The sequence below is a fragment of the Pseudomonas asiatica genome (assembly GCF_040214835.1).
Lineage (GTDB): Bacteria > Pseudomonadota > Gammaproteobacteria > Pseudomonadales > Pseudomonadaceae > Aquipseudomonas > Aquipseudomonas putida_Z.
Genome location: NZ_CP157874.1, coordinates 645733 through 666055, shown reverse-complemented (window position 1 = coordinate 666055; position 20323 = coordinate 645733). Strand labels below are relative to the sequence as shown.

General features: G+C 66.1%; 15 protein-coding genes. 10 read left to right on the top strand and 5 right to left on the bottom strand.

The features are described 5' to 3' along the window. Positions 1–131: 131 nt before the first annotated feature. The gene (locus ABNP31_RS03005; RefSeq protein WP_238067229.1) at positions 132–911 is read right to left on the bottom strand and encodes an AraC family transcriptional regulator; all 780 of its coding nucleotides are present in this window, start codon (positions 909–911) and stop codon (positions 132–134) included. Between the two features lie 195 nt (positions 912–1106). Beyond that, positions 1107–2384 (bottom strand): acetyl-CoA C-acetyltransferase, encoded by a 1278-nt coding sequence (locus tag ABNP31_RS03000; RefSeq protein ID WP_350012982.1) that lies wholly within the window; start codon positions 2382–2384, stop codon positions 1107–1109. A 118-nt stretch (positions 2385–2502) separates the two neighbouring features. Between ABNP31_RS03000 and ABNP31_RS02995 the strand changes: the two genes are divergently transcribed. The 8 genes from ABNP31_RS02995 (at position 2503) to ABNP31_RS02960 (ending at position 8843) form a co-directional block, all read left to right on the top strand. Next, positions 2503–3855, top strand: a complete 1353-nt coding sequence (locus ABNP31_RS02995; protein ID WP_350012981.1) for a 3-oxoacyl-ACP reductase — start codon at positions 2503–2505, stop codon at positions 3853–3855. Positions 3856–3857: 2 nt separating this feature from the next. Continuing rightward, the gene (locus tag ABNP31_RS02990; protein WP_350012980.1) at positions 3858–4709 is read left to right on the top strand and encodes a MaoC family dehydratase; all 852 of its coding nucleotides are present in this window, start codon (positions 3858–3860) and stop codon (positions 4707–4709) included. Between the two features lie 190 nt (positions 4710–4899). Next, on the top strand, positions 4900–5205 hold the full coding sequence (locus ABNP31_RS02985; protein ID WP_085665419.1) for a MazG-like family protein: 306 nt from the start codon (positions 4900–4902) through the stop codon (positions 5203–5205). Further along, complete coding sequence (locus tag ABNP31_RS02980; protein ID WP_015268825.1) at positions 5202–5951, top strand: methyltransferase domain-containing protein; 750 nt, start codon at positions 5202–5204, stop codon at positions 5949–5951. Before ABNP31_RS02985 ends, ABNP31_RS02980 begins: the two co-directional genes overlap by 4 nt. Positions 5952–5972: 21 nt before the next feature. Then, positions 5973–6608 carry a DUF4136 domain-containing protein gene (locus ABNP31_RS02975; RefSeq protein ID WP_085617875.1) on the top strand — a complete coding sequence of 212 codons (636 nt, stop codon included), beginning with the start codon at positions 5973–5975 and terminating at the stop codon, positions 6606–6608. A gap of 19 nt (positions 6609–6627) precedes the next feature. Beyond that, on the top strand, positions 6628–7197 hold the full coding sequence (locus ABNP31_RS02970; protein ID WP_025337576.1) for a DUF4136 domain-containing protein: 570 nt from the start codon (positions 6628–6630) through the stop codon (positions 7195–7197). 279 nt (positions 7198–7476) lie between these two features. Beyond that, positions 7477–7947, top strand: coding sequence for a prepilin peptidase (locus ABNP31_RS02965; protein ID WP_075044498.1), 471 nt, complete (start codon positions 7477–7479; stop codon positions 7945–7947). Between the two features lie 119 nt (positions 7948–8066). Further along, positions 8067–8843, top strand: coding sequence for a response regulator transcription factor (locus tag ABNP31_RS02960; RefSeq protein ID WP_085617873.1), 777 nt, complete (start codon positions 8067–8069; stop codon positions 8841–8843). 135 nt (positions 8844–8978) lie between these two features. Here ABNP31_RS02960 and ABNP31_RS02955 read toward each other — a convergent pair whose 3' ends face one another. Next, a complete protein-coding gene (locus ABNP31_RS02955) occupies positions 8979–10643 on the bottom strand; it encodes a ShlB/FhaC/HecB family hemolysin secretion/activation protein (RefSeq protein ID WP_350012979.1) in 1665 nt (554 codons plus the stop codon). A gap of 213 nt (positions 10644–10856) precedes the next feature. Further along, complete coding sequence (gene pbpC, locus ABNP31_RS02950) at positions 10857–13211, bottom strand: peptidoglycan glycosyltransferase PbpC (RefSeq protein WP_350012978.1); 2355 nt, start codon at positions 13209–13211, stop codon at positions 10857–10859. Between the two features lie 77 nt (positions 13212–13288). Between pbpC and ABNP31_RS02945 the strand changes: the two genes are divergently transcribed. Then, positions 13289–13582: a hypothetical protein gene (locus ABNP31_RS02945; protein ID WP_025337571.1), complete on the top strand. Its 294-nt coding sequence runs from the start codon at positions 13289–13291 to the stop codon at positions 13580–13582. A gap of 161 nt (positions 13583–13743) precedes the next feature. Here ABNP31_RS02945 and ABNP31_RS02940 read toward each other — a convergent pair whose 3' ends face one another. Further along, a complete protein-coding gene (locus ABNP31_RS02940) occupies positions 13744–18645 on the bottom strand; it encodes an alpha-2-macroglobulin family protein (RefSeq protein ID WP_350012977.1) in 4902 nt (1633 codons plus the stop codon). 288 nt (positions 18646–18933) lie between these two features. Here ABNP31_RS02940 and ABNP31_RS02935 point away from each other — a divergent pair, with 288 nt between their 5' ends. Next, positions 18934–20271, top strand: a complete 1338-nt coding sequence (locus ABNP31_RS02935) for an MATE family efflux transporter (protein ID WP_350012976.1) — start codon at positions 18934–18936, stop codon at positions 20269–20271. The last annotated feature ends 52 nt before the right edge of the window (positions 20272–20323 follow it).

Genomic DNA, 20323 nt, shown 5'->3' with positions numbered 1-20323 from the left:
GTTGCCTGCGCCGGCCTCTTCGCGGGTGAACCCGCTCCCACAGGTACTGCACAGGCCCTGAGTGCAGTGGGATCCTGTGGGAGCTGGCTTGCCGGCGATAGGGCCGGTGCAGGCAAGCAATGCCTGATTGCCTAAAGCCTCAATTCCCCCGGCGTCGCACCGAACAATTGCTTGAACGCCGCAATGTAAGCCGAGGTGGAGTCATACCCACACCCCAACGCCGCCTCGGTCACACTCTCCCCCGCCTCCAGCAGCGCCAGCGATGACAGCAGCCGCATACGCTGCCGCCAGTTGCGAAAACTCAAGCCCGTCTCCCGCTGGAACAGCCGCATCAGCGTCTTCTCCGAGCACCCCAGCTCTCGCGCCCACTGCTGCAAGGTCTGCGACTGGTCCGGTGCAGCGATCAGACCATTGCACAGCGCCAGCAACCTCGGGTGCCGTGGCAGTGGCAGCGAAAAACCGACCTCGGGCAGCATGCGCAACTGGTCGAGCAGCACCGCCACCAGCCGCGCCTCGGCGCTGTCATCCTCCGGGTAGTCTGCCGGGAACAGGCAGAACTGCTTGATCAGTTCGCGCGCCAGCGGGGTCACTTCCAGTACCCGGCATTGCTCCGGTGCCCACGGGCAGGCATCCCGGCGCACGTAAAGGCTGCGCATTTCGGCCTGCATCGAGGTGACCACTTCGTGTTCGGCATCGGCTGGTATCCACACGCCCCACTGGGGCGGCGCGAAGTAGCTGCCTTCGTGGGTATACACCCCGAGAACGCCGCTGATGGCGTAGGAGAACTGCACCCAGTCGTGCTGGTGGCGGGTGGTCCAGGAGCCGGCGCCGAGGCTTTCGGCACGGGCATAGAGTGGCCTGGGCAGGTAGTCCAGCGCCGGGATGGCGCGGGGGTGTCCGATGATCGGCATGGCGGTTTCTTGTAGTTCTGACCAGACAAGCCTAACAGCTGATTCGTGGTCAAGTCAGGCGCGGTCTCTGTGGGAGCGGCCTTGTGTCGCGAAAGGGCCGCAAAGCGGCCCCAACAATTTTTGCTGTGACGCTGAAACCCCGGGGCCGCTTCGCGCCCCTTTCGCGACACAAGGCCGCTCCCACAAGGCGTGGCTTCAGCGCTCGACGATGACGATCACCCCCTGCCCACCCGCCGCACAGATCGAAATCAACCCCCGCCCCTTCCCCGCCCTCGCCAGCAACTTGGCCAGGTTGGCCAATATCCGCCCCCCGGTCGCGGCAAACGGGTGCCCGGCCGCCAGCGAACTGCCCTTGACGTTGAGCTTGCTACGGTCGATCGCCCCGAGCGGCGCATCCAGCCCCAACCGCTCACGGCAATAATCGGCATCTTCCCAGGCCTTGAGCGTGCACAGCACCTGGGCAGCAAAGGCTTCGTGAATCTCGTAATAATCAAAGTCCTGCAGCGTCAGGCCATTGCGCGCCAGCAGCCGCGGCACCGCATACACCGGAGCCATCAGCAAGCCTTCGCGACCAGTGACGAAGTCCACCGCAGCAGTTTCGCCATCGACCAGATAGGCCAGCACCGACAGCCCCTGCTGCTCGGCCCATTCCTCGCTGCCCAGCAACACCAGCGAAGCACCATCGGTCAGCGGTGTGGAATTGCCCGCCGTCAGCGTGCCCTGCCCGCTGCGATCGAAGGCCGGCTTGAGCCTGGCCAGTTGCTCCAGGGTCAGGTCGGGGCGCAGGTTGTTATCACGGGTCAACGACAGAAACGGCGTCAGCAGGTCATCCTGCCAACCTTCGGCGTACGCGGCAGCCAGCGCCTGGTGGCTGAGCAGCGCCAGCTCGTCCTGTTCGGCACGGCCAATGCACCAGGCCTGGGCCATGCGTTCGCAATGCTCGCCCATCGACAACCCGGTGCGCGGCTCGCCGTTGCGCGGCAATTCGGGTTTCAGGTGGTGAGGGCGCAGCTTGAGGAATGGCTTTAGCCGCTCGCCCAGGCTTTTGCCGCGGTTGGCCTGCAGCAAGATGTGGCGCAGGCCTTCGTTTACCGCAATCGGCGCATCGGAGGTGGTGTCCACGCCGCCGGCAATGCCGCAGTCGATCTGCCCCAGGGCAATCTTGTTGGCCACCAGCAGCGCCGCCTCCAGCCCGGTGCCGCAGGCTTGCTGGATGTCGTAGGCCGGCGTCTGCGGCGACAGCCGCGAGCCCAGCACGCACTCACGGGTCAGGTTCATGTCACGCGAGTGCTTGAGCACCGCGCCGGCGACCACTTCCCCCATGCGCAACCCATGCAAGCGGTAGCGTTCGATCAGCCCTTCGAGGGCGACGGTGAGCATCGCCTGGTTGCTGGCCGTGGCGTAGGCGCCATTGGAGCGGGCGAAGGGAATTCGGTTGCCGCCCAGGATCGCGACCCGGCGAAGTGAACGCATGCGCTTGTTCCTCCTGAAACAATTTGATCCGTACAGCCTAGGTGTTTTTACCGCATTCGAACGACCTTGCCACAAAGTTGGTCCACACTTTCAAGCTTGCCTTCCGGGAGACCCACTCATGAGCGATCGCTACCTCGGCTTTGCCAACTCCAACCTCGGCCGCCGTCTTGTGGATGCCCTTGGCCTGCCACGCCCGGCGCCGCTGGAGCGCTGGCAGGCCGGCCGCCTGCGCCCGGTCGAAGGTGCCTTGGTACTGGGTGGCGGGCCACTGGCGAGCCAGCTCGAAGCCATTGCCCCGCGCCTGACCGACACGCTTTACAGCTTCAATACCGACAACCTCCAGGCCGAAGCGTGGGTGGCTGGCCTGGGGCCGAAGATCAAGGCCGTGGTATTCGATGCCAGTCACCTGTCCGACAGCGACGCGTTGAAGCAGTTGCGCGAATTTTTCCAGCCACTGCTGCGCAGCCTGGCGCCGTGCGCCCATGTGGTGGTGCTGGGCCGCGCACCAGAAAGCCTCGACGACCCGTTGGCCAGCATTGCCCAACGGGCCCTGGAAGGCTTCAGCCGCTCGCTGGCCAAGGAGCTGCGCAACGGTGCGACCGCGCAGTTGCTGTATGTCGGCCCCGGCGCGGAAGACCAGCTGGAAGGTGCCCTGCGCTTCTTCCTCTCGCCCAAAAGCGCCTTCATCTCGGGCCAGGTGCTGCGCCTGCATGCCTGCGCCAGCCAGGTCGAGGACTGGACCCGGCCGCTGGCTGGGCGCCGCGCCCTGGTAACCGGTGCCGCGCGCGGCATCGGCGCCGCCATTGCCGAAACCCTGGCCCGGGACGGTGCCGACGTACTGCTGCTGGATGTGCCGCAAGCCAGCCAGGACCTCGACGCCCTGGCCGCGCGCCTGGGCGGCAAGGCGCTGCCCCTGGACATCTGCGCCGGCGACGCGGCAACGCAACTGCTTGCAGCCCTGCCCGACGGCATCGACATCGTGGTGCACAACGCCGGTATCACCCGTGACAAGACCCTGGCCAACATGACCCCGGAATACTGGGACGCGGTGCTGGCGGTCAATCTCAAGGCACCGCAGGTGCTGACCCAGGCGCTGTACGACAACGGCGCCCTGGGTGAAAACGCACGTATCACCCTGCTGGCCTCGGTCAGCGGCATCGCCGGCAATCGCGGGCAGGCCAACTATGCCGCGAGCAAGGCCGGGCTGATCGGCCTGGCCCAGGCGTGGGCGCCCCGGCTCGCCGAGCGCGGCGGCAGCATCAATGCCGTGGCACCCGGTTTCATCGAAACCCATATGACCGCCGCCATGCCCATGGGCCTGCGCGAGGCCGGGCGACGCTTGAGTTCGCTGGGCCAGGGCGGCCGCCCGCAGGATGTCGCCGAAGCCATCGCCTGGCTCAGCCAGCCGGGCTCCGGCGCAGTCAACGGCCAGGTGCTGCGGGTATGCGGCCAGGCCTTGATGGGGGCCTGAACATGAACCGACACTGGCACGACCTGCACAGCCCGGCTTCGCGCGCCAGCCTGTACCTGCGCGCGGCCAGCAAGCGCAGCATCAGCGGCGACCAGCTGCCGGACGACGGCCTGCGCTGCTTCATCCGCGTCCAGCCGGGCAACCTGGCCGCCTATCGACGGTTGTGCCACTTCACCGACGATGGCCGCCTGCCGGGTACTTATCCACATGTCATGGCGTTCACGCTGCAGTTGCAGTTGATGACCGCGCCAAACTTCCCCTTCCCGCTGCTCGGCCTGGTGCACCTGCACAACCGCATCGAGGTGCTGCGCCCACTGGGCGGTATCGAAGGGCTGCGCTTTGCGGTGCATGCAGGCAATCTGCAAGCGCATGCCAAGGGCGGCACCTTCGACCTGGTCACCGAAGCCGAAGACGGCATCGGCCTGCTCTGGCGCGAGACCAGCCGCATGCTGGTGCGCGGGTTGAAGCTGGAAAGCGAGGCAAGTGAGCCTGCCGAGGACGAACCGCAAGCGTTGCCAGAGGCGACCCGCTGGTACGCCGACAGCGATATCGGCCGGCGTTATGCCAAGGTCTGCGGGGACTACAACCCGATCCACCTCAGCGCAACCAGTGCGCGGCTGTTCGGCTTCCCCACGGCCATTGCCCATGGCATGTGGAGCAAGGCCATGGCCTTGGCGGCACTGCGCGGGCACCTGCCGCACAGTGGCTATGCCTTCGAGGTGGATTTCCGCAAACCGGTGCGGTTGCCGTCGGAGGTGGTGCTCGGTGCCAGTGAGGCGGGGGCTGCGGGAGAGCTGCGGCTGGATGGGCATGGAGGGATGCTGCACATGGTCGGGCGCTGGGCAACTCTGTAGGAGCGGCCTTGTGTCGCGATGGGCCGCAAAGCGGCCCCGGCGATGCCAGCGGCGAAGCTGATAATTTGGGGCGGCTTCGCGCCCCATCGCGACACAAGGCCGCTCCTACAGGGACCATGCCTGTCTTGGCGGTATACGCTTGCTTTGCATCGGGCCTGCGCAGAAGCTATGCAGCATTAGGAGACCCCCGATGAACCTGCAAGAACTCACCCAACGCCTGCACCAGATCCGCGACAACAACGACTGGCGTGGCTTCCACAGCCCGAAGAACCTGGCCATGGCCGCCAGCGTCGAAATGGCCGAACTGGTGGAAATCTTCCAGTGGCTGAGCGAAGACCAATCGCGCCAGCTGCCCGCCGACAAGCTGGCCCATGCCGGCCAGGAAATCGGCGATGTGGTGCTGTACCTGTTGCTGCTGTGCAGCGAACTAGGCCTGGACATGGACCAGGTGGTGCGAGCCAAGCTGTCCGACAGCGAGAGGCGCTTCGCCCGATGAACGACCGTCATTTCGATGAGCTGGCCACCCGCTTTGCCGAGAAGATCTACGGCGGCGCCAAGGGCGCCATCCGCCTGGCCGTGCTGCAGGCCGACCTGGCCGAAGCCCTGCCCGACCGCCCGCTGCGCATCCTCGACATCGGTGCCGGGTTGGGTCACATGGCCTTGTGGCTGGCCCAGCGCGGCCACCAGCTGACCCTGGCCGAACCCGCCGCGCCCATGCTCGACGGCGCACGGGCGCGCTTTGCCGAAGCCGGACAACCGGCCACCTTCATCCAGGCCCCCTGGCAAGACCTGCTCGGCCAGCTGACCGAACCCTACGACCTGGTGCTATGCCACGCCGTACTCGAATGGCTGGCCGAGCCCGAAAGCATCCTGCCGGTGCTGCACCAGCTCACGGCCCCTTCCGGGTGGCTGTCGCTGGCCTTCTACAACCGCGACGCCCTGGTCTATCGCAACCTGCTCAAGGGCCATTTCCGCAAGTTGCGCAGCAACCGGCTGGAAGGTGAAAAGCAGAGCCTGACCCCGCAAAAACCGCTTGATCCACGCGAACTCAGAGCGCAACTTGATCCTATGTGGCAGGTTGAAAGCGAAAGTGGCGTGCGGGTGTTCCACGACTACATGCCCAAGGAATTCCAAGGCAAGGCCGAGCTGCTCGACCTGCTGGAAATGGAACTGGCCTACCGTCGACACCCCAGCTTCGCCGGGCTCGGCCGCTACCTGCACTGGGTCTGCCGCCCCCGCTGACCTGCCCGCCGGGAGGAATACATGCCGTACCGTCTGTTGTGCCTGGCCGTGCTGCCGCTTGCCCTGGCTGGCTGCCAGGGCAGCAACCCTTATGTGGCCAGCAGCCGCCCGTTACCACCGGCGCCTGCCCAGGCGGCCAGCACCTTCGATGCCAGTGCCTACCCGACACCGGCCCGAGATTACGGGCACTACCGTAGCTGGAGTTGGCGCAACGGCCAGTTGCCCAGTGGCTCGGTCGATACCGACCCGGGGCAACTGGCCGATGCCGTCAGCGGCGCGCTGGACCAGCATGGCCTGCGCCCCGCCCGGGGCGGCCCCGGCGACTTGCTGGTCAGCGCCGACATACGCCTGGAAAAGCGCTTGCGCCAGGTACGTGACTACGATGCCTACGACCCTTACTACGGCCCGTACCCCTACGGTGGTGTCGGTTATGGCGGCTACCGCCATGGCTATGGTGGCTATGCCAGCGTGCCCATCGTGCGCACCTACGAGGTGCAAGTGATGGTGGTGCGTATCGACCTGTACGACGCCCGCAGCGGCCAGCCGGTATGGAGTGCCAGCGCCGAAAGCGGCAGCGACAAGGACTCGCCGCGTGAACGCGAAAGCGCCCTGCGCGATTCTGTGCACAAGGCGCTCAACGGCTATCCTCCCAGTTGATATCCAACGGAGAACCATCATGTTGCGCCGTCTCGTTCTACTGTCATTCGCGTTATTGCTCGCCGCCTGCTCCAGCAATAACGTCCAGCAGGATTTCGATGCCAGCCGTGACTTTGCCGCCTACCGCAGCTGGGCATGGCAGGAACCGGGCCTGCAGTACCGCCCGGACGACCCACGAATCAAGAGCGACCTGACCGAGCAGCGCATTCGCCAGGCAGTCGCAAACCAACTCGACCAGCGCGGCCTGCGCCCGGTGCAAAGTGGCGCGCGGCCAGACCTGACAGTGCGCGCGTACCTGATCGTCGAGCAGCGCCAGCAACAGATCACCACCAACTACGGCGGTGGCTGGGGGGGCTACTGGGGCGGCTACTGGGGTGGGCCGATGTACAACGAAACCCGCAGCGTCGACTACAAGGTCGCCACCATCCAGATCGACCTCTTCGATGGGCGTGACAGCAAGCTGGTGTGGCGCGGCAGTGCCGAGCAGATCATGAACAACTACCCGCCAAGCCCCGAGGAACGCAACAGCGCGATCCAGAACACCGTGACCAAGGTGTTGGCCAACTACCCGCCGGGGAGCAGGAAGTAACACCGAACGCGGTTATGCAAGCGCCGCAGCCCCTGTGGGAGCGGGTTTACCCGCGAAGAAAACAACGCGGTGCATGGCACCGGCTTTGCCGGTGTTCGCGGGTGAACCCGCTCCCACAAGGGTCGCCTGCGAGGCCTGTTTCAACAGCGACAAAATCCATCCCGGCCACGCCTTTTTCCCTCTCCCGCTCCACTCCCCGCAGGTTCCCGTCTATCTTCACTTAAGGAAACCTGACTGACCGGGTAGATGTGTTCAACATTTGGGAAGGGCGACCTGCCAATGCAAAGCATTGTTCTCCTGCTGTGGCTTGCCTTGTGCTCCGAACAGGACGTGCGTCAACGCCAGATATCCAACATGCTCACCCTTGGCGTGGCTACCTGCGCCCTGGCCTGGCTGTTCGCCACCGGCCACAGCTGGATCGGCGCCGATGCCAGCGATGCAGGCTGGGCGCTGGCCATCGTCATGCTGCTGACCCTGCCCGGCTACATGCTCGGCCGTTTCGGCGCCGATGACGTCAAGCTGATGGGCGCCCTGGCCCTGGCCACCAGCCCGCAATACGTGCTTGGCACCTTCATCGGCGCCGGTGTCAGCGTGCTGCTGTGGCTGCTCACCCGCCGGCGCCTGTGGACCTTGCTCAACCCAAAGGTGAAAAAGCGTTTGCAGGCCCTGACCGAAGAAATGGGTGACAAGCAGGCGTTCGTCCCCTATGTGCTGGCCGGCTTTCTGTTGACAGCGGTATGGGTCCAATGAGCCAGCCTGTGGTCCGACACCTTGTACAAAACTTGTACATATTCGCTTGGTGCGACTATTTTTAAACTGCCAGAGCGTCTGGCCCGGGAGCAGGGCCGTATACGAACAGGGAGTGGATCGTGTCCAGACAAGTGAGTGAGTTGAAGGTTTTGGTGGTGGATGACCAACCGGTCATTGTCGAACAACTCTGTGAATTCCTCGAAACCAAGGGCTATGTTTGCGTACCGGCCCATTCTGCTGACGAAGCCATCGAGCGCTATATGGCAGACCCAGCCATCGGTCTGCTTATCTGCGACCTGCACATGCCGGGACGGGATGGCGTTGAACTGATGCGCACCCTGAAGCAGTTCGACGGCAGCCAGCGCATGTTCGAAGCCATCATGTTGACCGGGCGTGCCGAGAAACAGGACGTGATCCGCGCGCTGCGCGAAGGCTTTGCCGATTACTACCAGAAGCCGGTGGAACTCGATGAACTGCTTGAAGGCGTACGTCGGCAGGAAGAGGCATTGCTGGAACGCCAGCGCAACTTCCACGACCTCGGCGGATTGAATCAGCGCCTGCAGGATCTGGCCGAATCGATTGACGAGCTCTACCAGGATTTGGAAAAGGCCCGGGGCCAGGGTACTCATCGACGTGCCACGGATGTGGAAGAAAGCGAAAGCGAGCTGCCAGCGGCGTTCGAGAAGCTGTCGCCACGCCAGCTGGAGGTGGCCCGCCTGGTGGGCAAGGGCAAGACCAACTACCAGATCGCCTGTGAGCTGGGCATTACCGAGAACACCGTGAAGCTGTATGTGTCGCAGGTGCTGCGCCTGACCCACATGCACAACCGCACCCAGCTGGCCCTGGCACTGACACCCAGTTCGTCGCCGGTGCATCAGCGGTTTACTACCCATTGAGTATTTGATTCCCGGGGGCTGCTTCGCAGCCCAATCGCGACACAAGGCCGCTCCCACAGGGACTTCACAACCTTCAGGATGGCGGTGAACTTGTGGGAGCGGCCTTGTGTCGCGATTGGGGCGCAGCGCGCCCCCTTACATTTGAACGCCAAGCGTCAAGGTCAGCCGAGGCCCGCGGTCCAGGCTGTCCAATGCCACATCCGCCAAAGGCTTGGCCAGCTCCAGCGCCACATTGAACAAGCGCCCATCGCCCAACCGCACACCAAGCGCCGCCGAAGCCAGGTGGGCGTCCTCCACAGGCCCCCGGTTATGCCAGGCCTGCGCCGTATCCAACACCACATAGGGCTGCACCAACGCCAGCCAGTTGGCGTGCATGCTGTAATTCACCTCGTAAGCCACACCCCAGCCCTTGTCCCCGTCCGCCTGGTCGCGCGGGTAGCCACGGCCGAAACTCTGCCCGCCAAACCCCGCACGCTCGCTGTCGGGCAAGCGGTCATCACTCCAGTACAACGCCCCGAACATCACCCTCTGCCAGTTACCGAGCAACGTGTCACTTTGCAGGCCGGAAAGCCGCAACCGCAGAAAATCCAGATCGTAGTCGGCATCGCTGCGCGCCCCCAGGTAATCCAGGCCCTGATAGACCCCGGCGCTGACGATACGCAAACGGCCCTCTTCCACCTTGCGCCAGTCGCCCTCGAATGACAGCGCACGCACGTAGGTGTCGTAGTCCCGTGCCGATGACAACCCATCCACCCGGTCCTCGAAGTGCTCACTGACCGAATACACCTGCCCTTGCACCACCATCCATTCATCCGGCCTGACGATCACCGGCTGGCGCAGGCCGATCGCATAGCGATCGCTGTCGCGCTTGCGGGTGATGTCACGGCCATCGTCCAGACGAATCCGCGTGCCGGGCTCGCTGCGGTAGCGTGAAGCCGACAGCAGCAGCTGGCTGCCGCCCGCGTCCAGGTACTGGCTGTAGGCCAGGCGCTGGTAATGCACCTGGTCATCCCCCGGTGGCAGCAACAGGCTGGCCTCGATCTGTTCGGCAAAGCGAGTCTGGGCGTGGCTGGTTGCCGTCATCAGCGCCTGTGCATCGTCGCGGTTGCCATCAGCAACGGTAACCGCAGCGCTGAACGGCTTGCGCTGCGCATGCACGGTCAACCGCGCAGCACCATCAGCGGTTTGCGCCACGGCCAGCTGCGGCTCTATCGTCACCCCCGGCAGGCGCTCGGCCAGGCCCAGGTAGCGCTCCAGCGTTTCCCTAGTCAGCGGGCGCTCGGTGGCAAGCCGCTCCAGCAGTTGGTGCAGATAGGCGCCGGCCGGGCCGATATCGCCGTCCACGCGGTAATCACGGATATAGCCTTCGACCAGCACCACATTGACCCGGCCATCGGCCACCTCCTGCGGCGGCAGGTAGGCGTACGACAACAGGTAGCCTTCCTGCCGATAGCGCTGGGTCAGGCGCGCGGTGTACTGCTGCAGCTCGCCCAACGTGGTCTGGTGCCCGATCAGCGGTTGGTAGTGTTCGCGCAGGTCGCTCAAGGGGAACACCGTGCCGCCTTCGAAGCGCACTTTATGCAGCACCAGCGGGGTATCCGCAGGCGCCCACGCGGGGCTGTCACCCTCCACCCCGGCCAGCTGCAGGTGAGCGCTGACCGGGCGGTAGGCGTCTATCGGCAGGTTGGCGCCGGGCAGGCGACGTTCGTACTCATGGCTGTCGAGAAAACCCGGCAAAGGTTCGGCATGGGCCGCAAGCGCCCAAGGCAGCAACAACAGGGGCACGGCCAGAGGACGCATAGGGCGCTCCATGTTCCCAGGGGCTGCGTTGCAGCCCTTCGCGGGCGCGCCCGCTCCCACAGAGATCGCGCATTTCCAGAACTGTGGGAGCGGGCGTGCCCGCGAAGGGCCGCAAAGCGGCCCCAAATTGCTTGACTGACAGGCATCAGGGGCGCCAGCCGGTCACACCCGTTACTTGCAAGCGTAGGTGCTGCCTCGGCCCTCGTCGAACGGCTACTCGCTGACCTGGAACGCCACGCGCGCCGTCTCGCCGCTTTCATCCAGCGCGCTGATTTCCGCCTGGCCTACCTGTTGGAAGCGCACCAGCAGGCTGTCCTGCCCCTGGGTTTCGCCCAATGGCTGGCCGTTGAGGAACCACCAGCGCCGCCCGCCGCCGCCCAGCGCCGACACATACAGTTGCAACGGCTCGCTGCTGGTGGCCGGGCGGCGCAGGTTGTCGCCCGGGCGCACGCCCACGATCGAAAGCGGTGGCGCGCTGGCCGGCACCTGCGGCGGGCAGGCCGGGTCGATGGCCGGCAGGCGCGCCGCACGCCGCTCCACACGTGGCAGCCAAGGCTCCAGCGGGGCGGGCCATAGGGCGATATCGCGGGCCTTGGCGCCCGGGCAACTACCATCGACGCGCAGCCCCTGGTCGTTGACCCATACGCTTTCGCGCAGGCCCAGGCCGAGTGGCTGGTCAGCGGCCTGCAGGGTTGGCGGCGTAGTGCCGTCCAGGGTCCAGGCGAAACGCTGACGCCGGCAGTTGCGGTCCTGTTTGTTCATAGGCTGGCCCAGCGGCCAACAGATCGCCGCCACGCCGACATTGGCCGGCACCCGCTCCACCGGCACACCGATGCCACGCTGGCTGTCACGGTTGCTCAGCAGGTCGTGCACCTGCAGCATCAGCGGCGCCGCCGAAGCCAGCCCGAATTGGCCGGGTACCGGTGTGCCGTCGGGGCGGCCGATCCATACGCCGATCAGGTAGCGCGGGCCCACGCCGATCGACCAGGCATCGCGAAAGCCGTAGCTGGTGCCGGTTTTCCAGGCCAGTTGCGGGCGTTGCACCAGCTCGGCATGCGGGTCGCGGTCGGGGCGCGCCTGGCCGCTGAGGATACGCCGGATGATCCACGCAGCCCCTGGTGACAGCAGGCGCCGTTCCAGCAACGGATCCTGCGGTTGCAGGCGCACCCGCGCACTGTTGCCACCCCGCGCCAAAGCCGCGTAGCCACCCACCAGGTCCTCCAGGCGGCTGCCCGCGCCACCCAGGATCAACGACAGGTTGGGCTCGGCCAGGGGCGGCAGTATCAGCGGCATGCCCGCCATGCGCAGTTGCGCGGCAAAGCGTTTCGGGCCGTAGGCCTCCAGCAGCTGCACCGCCGGCAGGTTGAGCGACAGCGCCAGCGCCGAACTGGCCGACACCGGTCCGCTGAAACCCATGGAGAAGTTGCCGGGGCGATAGTCGCCATAGCGTCGCGGCACATCCTGCAGCAACGACTCGGAATGGATCAGGCCGTCATCCAGCGCCATGCCGTAGAGGAACGGCTTGAGGGTGGAGCCCGGCGAGCGCAACGAACGCACCATGTCGACATGCCCGAAGCGGCGCTCGTCGGCCAGGTCGATGGAGCCCAGGTAGGCACGCACCGCCATGGTTTGCGCATCGACCACCAGGATAGCGGCGGAGGTGCGCTCCGGCAGCCGAGCGCGCCAGCCCAGCAGCAGGTCTTCGAGGCGACGCTGCAGCGCGGCGTCGAGCGTGGTGCGGATCAGCGGCGGGCTGTCGGCGCTGTTCAGGCGCCGGGCCAGCAGCGGCGCCAGGGCCGGTTCCTGACGTGGCGCCAGTACCAGCGGTTCTTCGGCAGCCTCACGGATTTGCCGGGCCGGCCACACCTGGTATTCGGCCAGGCGTTGCAGCACCTTGTCGCGGGCGCGCTGGGCACGCTCGGGGTGGCGGTCCGGGCGCAGGCGGCTGGGCGCTTGGGGCAGCACGGCCAGCAGCGCCGCTTCGGCCGGGGTCAGGTGCATGGGCGACTTGCCCAGGTATGCCCAACTGGCGGCCGCCACGCCCTGCAGGGTGCCGCCGAAAGGCGCGCGGTCCAGGTAGATCTGCAGGATTTCGCGCTTGGACAAATGCCATTCCAGCTGCGCCGTGCGCCACAGCTGGCGCAGTTTGCCGGCCAGGGTGCGTTCATGCGGGTCGAGCAGGCGCGCGACCTGCATCGACAGCGTGCTGCCGCCCGACACCACACGCCCGCCACGCAGGTTCAGCCAGGCAGCGCGGGCCAGGGCCAACGGGTTGACCCCGGGGTGGCTGTAGAACCAGCGGTCCTCGTAGGTCAGCAGCGCCTGCAGATACAGCGGCGAAACCTCGTCGGGGCTGACCGGGTAGCGCCACACGCCATCGGCATCGGCAAAGCGCCACAACGGCGTGCCGTCCTCGGCCAGCACCACGCGGGCCAGGTCGTCGCCGGGCATGGGCAGCGGCCAGAGGCGGTCGGCCAGCCACAACAGGCCGAACAGCACCAGCATGCCGATCACCGTGGCGCGCAATAGCCTGCCCGCACGGGTACGCGGCCGCGTTAAGCTTGGCATCGGGAACCGACCTGGCCAGGTGATGGCCAAAGGCTTGGGAACGGCAACATCGCCGATTCGTTCATCAGGAAGCAACTATGCATGTAGAAGGTTTTTTCGAGTGGCTGGGCCAGGCGCTGGGGTCGTTGATCCGCTTCATCGTCGACGCATTGAGCGGGCTGTTCAACCTGCTGGCCAGTGCCGGAGGCAATTTCATCGATGGCCTGGCGCGCACCTTGGGCATGGAAACCTCGCTGCTCAGCATCCTCGCCCTGATCATCGGGCTGGTGCTGCTGTACTCGGCAATCCGCGCGTTCATGCGCGCCTCGATCATCCTCGGGATCATCTGGCTGCTGCTGGGGTTGTGGGTGATGAGCTGGGTGATTCACTGACATTGAACTGCCCAGCGCAGACCTGTGGGAGCGGCCTTGTGTCGCGAAAGGGCTGCGCAGCAGCCCCAGGATCTCAGCTCCGCCGCTTGAAATGCCGGGGCCGCTTTGCGGCCCTTTCGCGACACAAGGCCGCTCCCACATAGTGCGCGCAAGGCAGGTGCTTAGCGGGCTTTTACGGTCATCTCCCCTTGCCCATCCCCCACGGCCTGCAGGTTTGGCCGGTACATCGATTCGACCTGCGGCGGCGGCACGCGGTAGGTGCCCGGGGTCACTGCCCGAGCCAGGTACAGCAGGTGGGTGGTGCCGTAGCTGTCCAGCTTGAGCGCAGCGACGTAACGGTCATCGCGATACTCCTGGTGCACCACGCTGGCGTTCTGCATCGACTCGCGCCATTCCTTCACCGCACTGCTGGCGTTGTCCAGGCTGGCGGCACTCTGCGCCAGGTTCTGGTTCTCCAGTTCCAGGCCTGCCGGCAGCAAGTCCACCACCAGCGCATCCGGCACCCGGTCTTCAGCCTTGAGCGCCAGGTGTACCAGCACCAGGTCACCGCTGCGCAGGTTGTGCAGGTCCAACGGCTGGCCGTTCATGCCCAGGTACTCACGGCGGATCTGCATGCCGTTGCCACCGGCCGCAGGCGCCTGGCGTGGGTAACCCGACAAGGTCAGTTGCTGGTACAGCGTTTCGCTGCCTTGGTTCTGCACACTCAATGGCGAAGCCAGCAACGGGCCTTCGAGCTTCATGCCGGCCTCGGCATTGTTGAACTCGCGCACTTCGCCCGCGCTGTCCAGGCGCGCCTGCCACTGGCCTTCCGGCTTGCCCAGCAAGCCACGGCCGGCCAGGAACAGCGCATTGCGCTCCTGGGTCGACAGCCAGCGGTTGGCCGCCAGTTCATCCGACAGGGCGAACAGGCGCTGGTCGACCTGGCGGCTGGCCAGGTTGCTTTCCTGCAGCAGCGCCAGGATCAGTGCCTGGTCGCGCAGGGCGCTACCATAGTCGGCCATCCAGCCTTTACCGCGGCTGATGCCCAGGCCCGCCTGCAGGGCCTGCTCGGCACGCGGCTTGTCGCCCATCTTGTCCAGCGCCACCGCCAGTTGCACCAGTGGCAGGCCGGAGCGGGCATCGGCGCGGCGTTCGAACAGGCCACGCAGGGCACCCAGCGGCGCCTGCTGGCTGCGCGACAGCACCAATGCCGCATAGGCCTGCACGGCGAAGCGGGTGTGTTCGGCGTTCTCGCTGTAGTCGACTTCGATCAGGTTGCGCTCCTGCAGGTAACGCAGCAGGCGCTCGCTGGCCTTCTTCAGCGCTTCGGCCGGCACACCATAGCCTTGGTCACGGGCGCGCAGCAGGAAGTCGGTGACATAGGCGGTCAGCCAGTATTCTTCTTCGCTGTCCGAGCTCCACAGGCCGAAGCTGCCGTTGTAGCGCTGCATGCCCAGCAGGTGCTCGATACCCATCTCGATCTTGCGCTTGCGCACATCGGCAGGCTCGCCCTTGATACCCAGGCGCTTGAGGCTGTCGGCATCGGCATACAGCGACGGGTAGAGGCCGCTGGTGGTCTGCTCCAGACAACCGTAGGGGTAGGCTTCGAGGGCACGGATCTGCTCGGCCAGGTTCAGCGGTGGCCGGCTTGACAAGGCCAGGCTGGCTTCAAGCCCGGCGGGTTCGAAGGCGGCCAGGTCTGCTTCAGGCAGGGTCCATGGCTGGTCCTTCAAGGCCACGCGGTAGTGCTTGAGCATCGCCGGGTAGGCCGGGCGCACGCCCAGCGTCCACTCGCGCTCGAACGCGCCGGTCGGCTCGTTCGGCAGTTGCAGGCCAGTGACCCGCACATGCACCTTGCCCTGCCCCAGGCCACCCTGGGCCTGCACCGGGATCATCAGCGTCGAGCGCTGGCCTTCAGCCAGGGCAACGTTCTGCACGGCGTTGGCCGCCAGGCTCAGCTGCCCTTCGGTGCTGATCTCCACGTTCAGCTGCTGGGCACGGCCCGACAGGTTGGCCAGGTCCAGCGCAAGGTTGGTGCGGTCGCCACCGGCCAGGAAACGCGGCGCCGAGAGCTCGGCGATCAGCGGCGCGGCGACCACGGTCTTGCCTTCGGCCATGCCGAACTGTTCCTCGGTCCAGGCCTGGGCCATCAGCCGCAGTTCGCCATTGAAGTCGGGGATATCGACCGTGGCCTGGCCCTCACCCTTGTCGTCCAGGGTCACCGGCAGGCTCTGCTGGGCGACGATGGTCACCGTGGTGTTGGGGCGCTTGCCACCCTTGGCCATCGCCGCGTCGCCACCAAATGCCAGGCTGGCCAGGCGGCCCTGGCCGGCTTCGATCAACTGGCCGTAGATATCCAGCTGGTCAGCACCGTAAGCCTTGCGCCCGAACAGGCTGGCGAACGGGTCGGGGGTCTTGAAGTCGGTGATGTTGAGGATGCCCACATCCACCGCCGACAACAGCACATGCACCTGTTTCGGCACGCTGCCATCGGCATTTGCAGCCTTGACCTTCACGGTCAGCGGCTGTTTCGGGCGCATTTTCTCCGGCGCCTGCAGGCTCACCGCCAGCTTGCGCTCGGCGCGGTTCAGCGGCAGGTGCAGCACGCCCACCGCGCGTTTCGGCGTGGCGTTGGCCTTGCGCTCACCCGGGCGGATCACCAGCGCGCTGATGTACAGGTCGTGGCGGGCCCACTGCTTGTCCAGCTGCACGTCGAACGTCTTGCCCTCGGCGGGCACGTCGATCTCCTGCCACCACAGCGGGCCATCGCTGGACTCGATCATCAGGTAGCCACTGCCGGCTGCGGGCGGGGTGACGGTGACCTTGGCGGTAGCGCCGTCGGCATAGGCCGGTTTGTCCAGCGCCAGCTTGACCTGGTCCGGCCGCACCGCGCCGCCTTCGGCGTTGTCCTGGGCGCGGTAGCCAGCCCAGAAGCGCGCGCTGGACACAAGGCCCGTCTCCGGGTCCTCCACCTCGACACGGTACGGGCCCCATTCCACCTGGAAGCTCAGCTTGGCGGTGGAGCCGGCCTTGACGCTGACGGTCTCTTCGCTCTGGGTGAGGAACTTCTCGTTGTAGGCGTAGCTCCAGCCATCGCTCTGCGAGTAGTTCCAGTAGTAGTCGCGGCGCTCGCGTACCAGCCGCACCTTGAGGTCGTTGGCTGCCAGCTTCTTGCCGTTGCGGTCGGCCACCAGGAACTCGAACTCCACCGGCCCGTCACTGTCGGTTTCCTCGCCGTCGAACAGGCCACGCAGGCCTGGCAGGCGCTCGGCCGGCCAGATGGGTTGTTCCAGGCGCCGGGTGATCGGCCGGCCACCGGACTCCTGCAGGCTGGCCTGCACGGTCAGTTGCAGCGGCGAGCGGGCTTCGGCCCAGCGGCTTTCGATATCGACCACGGCCTTGCCGGCCTGGTCGAGGGTGACTTCGTCCAGCTCAAGATCCTGGTTCAGCTCGGTTTCGGTGACCGAGCCGAACTGGTAGCCAGGCAGCGCCGGTACCGCCTCGCGCAGAGGGCGAACATAGGCCTGGCCGCTCAGGCGGTTGCCGGCAGCCGGGGCGCCGTAGAGGTAACGGCCATTGACCTGGATGCGCGCATCCTGATCCGGAGACAACGGTTTGCTGCTGCCCTTGAGTTCCAGCGCCAGGCGCTCGGGCAGGAAGTCTTCGACGAGGAACTCATACACCTGCTTGCGCCCGCCACCCAGGTCGAGCAGCAGTTGCCAGCGCCCGGTCGGGGCCTCGCTGGCCAGCTGCAGCTGGTACTGGTACAGGCCATTGCCGTCGGCTTCCCAGACGAACTTGCGGCTGACCTGCTCATCCGGGCGACGCACTTCCACGCTCACTGGCTGCGCCTTGACCGGCTTGCCGTCCTGGTCGCGCAGCAGGCCGTTGAGCAACACCGTTTCACCGGGGCGATACAGGTCACGCGGGCCAAAGATGAAAAACTGCAGCGGGTTGGCCTGCGGGCCGGTGATGTCGAACTCGGCCAGGTCCAGCGCCGCGCTGCTCAAGCGCAGCAGGGTGGTGTGCACACCCTGGGTGGCGATCAGGGTGTCCGCCTTGGGCGTGATCGGCAGCTGGGCGTGGCCATCGCTATCGGTGCTGGCCTGGGCCAGCAGCTTGCCCTTGTCGTCATGGATTTCCAGGTTGACGCCGTTCATCGCCTTGCCACCTTCCAGGGCCTGGGCGAACACATCGAGGCGGTCGCGGTAGCGATGCGCGGACACACCGATGTCGCTGAGGGTGAACAGGGTCGCTGGTTGCGAGTAGTCGTAGGTGCCCGAGGCTCGCATCACCGCCAGGTACACGCCTGGCTCCTGCAGCGGCTTGATGCCGGCGATCGGCAGCAGCACGGTCTCGCGGGTGTTGCGTGCGGGGTTGAGGTCGAAGCGGCCGCTGTAGACCAGTTCGGCCATGTCCAGGGTTTCCTTGGACTGGTAGTAGTAAAGGCTGCTGTTGCGCCCCCAGTTGACCAGGAAGGTCGAGAGCATGTCCGGCTTCACGCGGAAGAACTCGACATCGACCTTGTCGACGTTGAGGGCGATCACCGGCAGGCCCTCGGCCAGGCGCGTGGGCAGCAGCGAACCGCGGCTGGCGAAGCCGATGGTCGGCTGCATGTCGCGGGTTTCCAGGCGGCTGATCGACTCGCTGTCCAGTTGCTTGCCATTGACCGCCAGCAGGCCCTTGTCGACGGTCAGCACCAGCTTGCGCTGCGGCTCCAGGTGGCGCAGGCGCAGCTCCATCTGGTTGTCGGAGAGCTCCCAGGCGCCGTCGAGCTTGCCTTTGACGGTGTCGACCAGGTGCACTTTGCTGGCGAAGTCCTGCTTGGCATCCAGCGGTGCGGAGAAGCTGATCGACAGCGTCGCGGCGCCATCGAGCTGCACTTCGGAAACATCCAGCACCGTCAGCTCGCGGCCCTCGTAGCGTTTGGCGAGTACGGCCGGGTCTTCGCGTTGGGGTGCCGGGGTGGCAGCGGGCGCTGTGGCCGCCGGTTTTTCGGATGGCGCCGGCTTGTCCGGCGTCGAAGAGTCACAGGCACTGAGCAAGGCCAGCGCGCAGGCCAGCAACAATCCTTTGTTGAACATGGAGTAGAACTCTTTGGCAGCGTGTACGTGAGGGCAGCAACTATAGCGCAATGGCGGGTGCAGTACCTGGCGTTGCGCGTCAGGTGTGACTGTGGTCGCGCGAATTGGCTGCATGGCCGGTACACTGCTGGCTATTCAGAAAAGCGGGGGGCGCTTTGCGCCCCTTTCGCGACACAAGGCCGCTCCTACAGAGACCGCGGCAACCTGGAAGGCCTTGCAGTTCCTGTAGGAGCGGCCTTGTGTCGCGAAAGGGCTGCGCAGCAGCCCCAGGATTCCCCAGGACACCCGATGACCTCACTGACCACCGACTGGCAGCACCGCCCCACCCACCACAAGGTCTGGGCCCTGGCCGCGCCGATGATCCTGTCCAACATCTCCGTGCCGCTGGTAGCCCTGGTCGACAGCACGGTCATCGGCCACCTCCCCCACGCCCACCAGTTGGGTGCCGTAGCCGTGGGCGCCACGCTGTTCACCTTCATGGTCGGCCTGATGGGCTTCCTGCGCATGGGCTCCACCGGCTTCGCCGCCCAGGCCGCCGGCCGTGGCGACGGTGCAGCGCTGCGCCAGGTGCTGGTACAAGGGCTGCTGCTGGCGGTCGGCTTCGCCCTGCTGATCGGCCTGCTGGCCCTGCCCTTCAGCCAGCTGGCGCTGCAGGCGATGCAACCTAGTGCGGCCCTGCAGCAAGCCACCGAAGACTTCTTCCATACCCGCCTGCTCGGCCTGCCCGCGGCACTGGCCAGCTACGCCCTGGTCGGCTGGTTCCTCGGCACCCAGCACGCGCGGGCGCCGCTGGCCATCCTGCTGACCACCAACCTGCTGAACATCGCCTTGAACCTGTGGTTCGTGCTTGGCCTGAATTGGGGCGTGCTGGGCTCGGCGCGGGCGTCGGTGATTGCCGAGTGGAGCGCCGCCCTGCTCGGCCTGGCCCTGACCCGCCCGGCCCTGCGCGCCTACCCGGGGCAGATCGTGTGGGCGGCGCTCAAGCGCTGGCAGGCCTGGCGGCCGCTGCTGGCGGTGAACCGCGACATCTTCCTGCGCAGCCTGGCGCTGCAACTGGTGTTCCTGCTGATAACCGTACAGGGCGCTCGCCTGGGCGAAGCCACCGTGGCGGCCAATGCCCTGCTGCTCAACGGCCTGCTGCTGACTGCCTATGCGCTCGACGGGTTGGCGCATGCGGTGGAGGCCCTGTGCGGCCATGCCATTGGCGCCCGCGACCGCGACACATTGCGCCGCTCGCTGGTGGTGGCCTGTGGCTGGTCGCTGATCACCAGCCTGGGGTTTGCCGGGTTGTTCCTGCTGGGCGGGCACCTGTTCATCGATTTGCAGACCGACATCGAGAGTGTGCGGGCAGCGGCCTATCCGTACCTGCCGTACCTGGCATTGCTGCCGTTGATTGCGGTGTGGAGCTATTTGCTGGATGGCTTGTTCATTGGCGCGACCCGGGCGCGGGAGATGCGTAATGCGATGTTGGTGTCGGTGGTGATTGCGCTGCCCTTGGGAGTGCTCATGGGTGGGTTTGGCAACCACGGGTTGTGGTTGGCGTTTCTCGGGTTCATGGGGTTGCGGGCGGTGACGTTGGGGTGGGTGGGGTGGCGGTTGCAGGAAAAAGGGCTTTGGGTTCAGTAATGCCGGGGCCGCTCTCACATTGATCGGCGTACGCAGGACTTTGTGGGAGCGG

Bases quoted from the DNA above. Each gene is read 5' to 3' on its own strand.
- ABNP31_RS03005 (WP_238067229.1), bottom strand. From the start codon at position 911: ATGCCGATCATCGGACACCCCCGCGCCATCCCGGCGCTGGACTACCTG.
- ABNP31_RS03000 (WP_350012982.1), bottom strand. From the start codon at position 2,384: ATGCGTTCACTTCGCCGGGTCGCGATCCTGGGCGGCAACCGAATTCCC.
- ABNP31_RS02995 (WP_350012981.1), top strand. From the start codon at position 2,503: ATGAGCGATCGCTACCTCGGCTTTGCCAACTCCAACCTCGGCCGCCGT.
- ABNP31_RS02990 (WP_350012980.1), top strand. From the start codon at position 3,858: ATGAACCGACACTGGCACGACCTGCACAGCCCGGCTTCGCGCGCCAGC.
- ABNP31_RS02985 (WP_085665419.1), top strand. From the start codon at position 4,900: ATGAACCTGCAAGAACTCACCCAACGCCTGCACCAGATCCGCGACAAC.
- ABNP31_RS02980 (WP_015268825.1), top strand. From the start codon at position 5,202: ATGAACGACCGTCATTTCGATGAGCTGGCCACCCGCTTTGCCGAGAAG.
- ABNP31_RS02975 (WP_085617875.1), top strand. From the start codon at position 5,973: ATGCCGTACCGTCTGTTGTGCCTGGCCGTGCTGCCGCTTGCCCTGGCT.
- ABNP31_RS02970 (WP_025337576.1), top strand. From the start codon at position 6,628: ATGTTGCGCCGTCTCGTTCTACTGTCATTCGCGTTATTGCTCGCCGCC.
- ABNP31_RS02965 (WP_075044498.1), top strand. From the start codon at position 7,477: ATGCAAAGCATTGTTCTCCTGCTGTGGCTTGCCTTGTGCTCCGAACAG.
- ABNP31_RS02955 (WP_350012979.1), bottom strand. From the start codon at position 10,643: ATGCGTCCTCTGGCCGTGCCCCTGTTGTTGCTGCCTTGGGCGCTTGCG.
- pbpC (WP_350012978.1), bottom strand. From the start codon at position 13,211: ATGCCAAGCTTAACGCGGCCGCGTACCCGTGCGGGCAGGCTATTGCGC.
- ABNP31_RS02945 (WP_025337571.1), top strand. From the start codon at position 13,289: ATGCATGTAGAAGGTTTTTTCGAGTGGCTGGGCCAGGCGCTGGGGTCG.
- ABNP31_RS02940 (WP_350012977.1), bottom strand. From the start codon at position 18,645: ATGTTCAACAAAGGATTGTTGCTGGCCTGCGCGCTGGCCTTGCTCAGT.
- ABNP31_RS02935 (WP_350012976.1), top strand. From the start codon at position 18,934: ATGACCTCACTGACCACCGACTGGCAGCACCGCCCCACCCACCACAAG.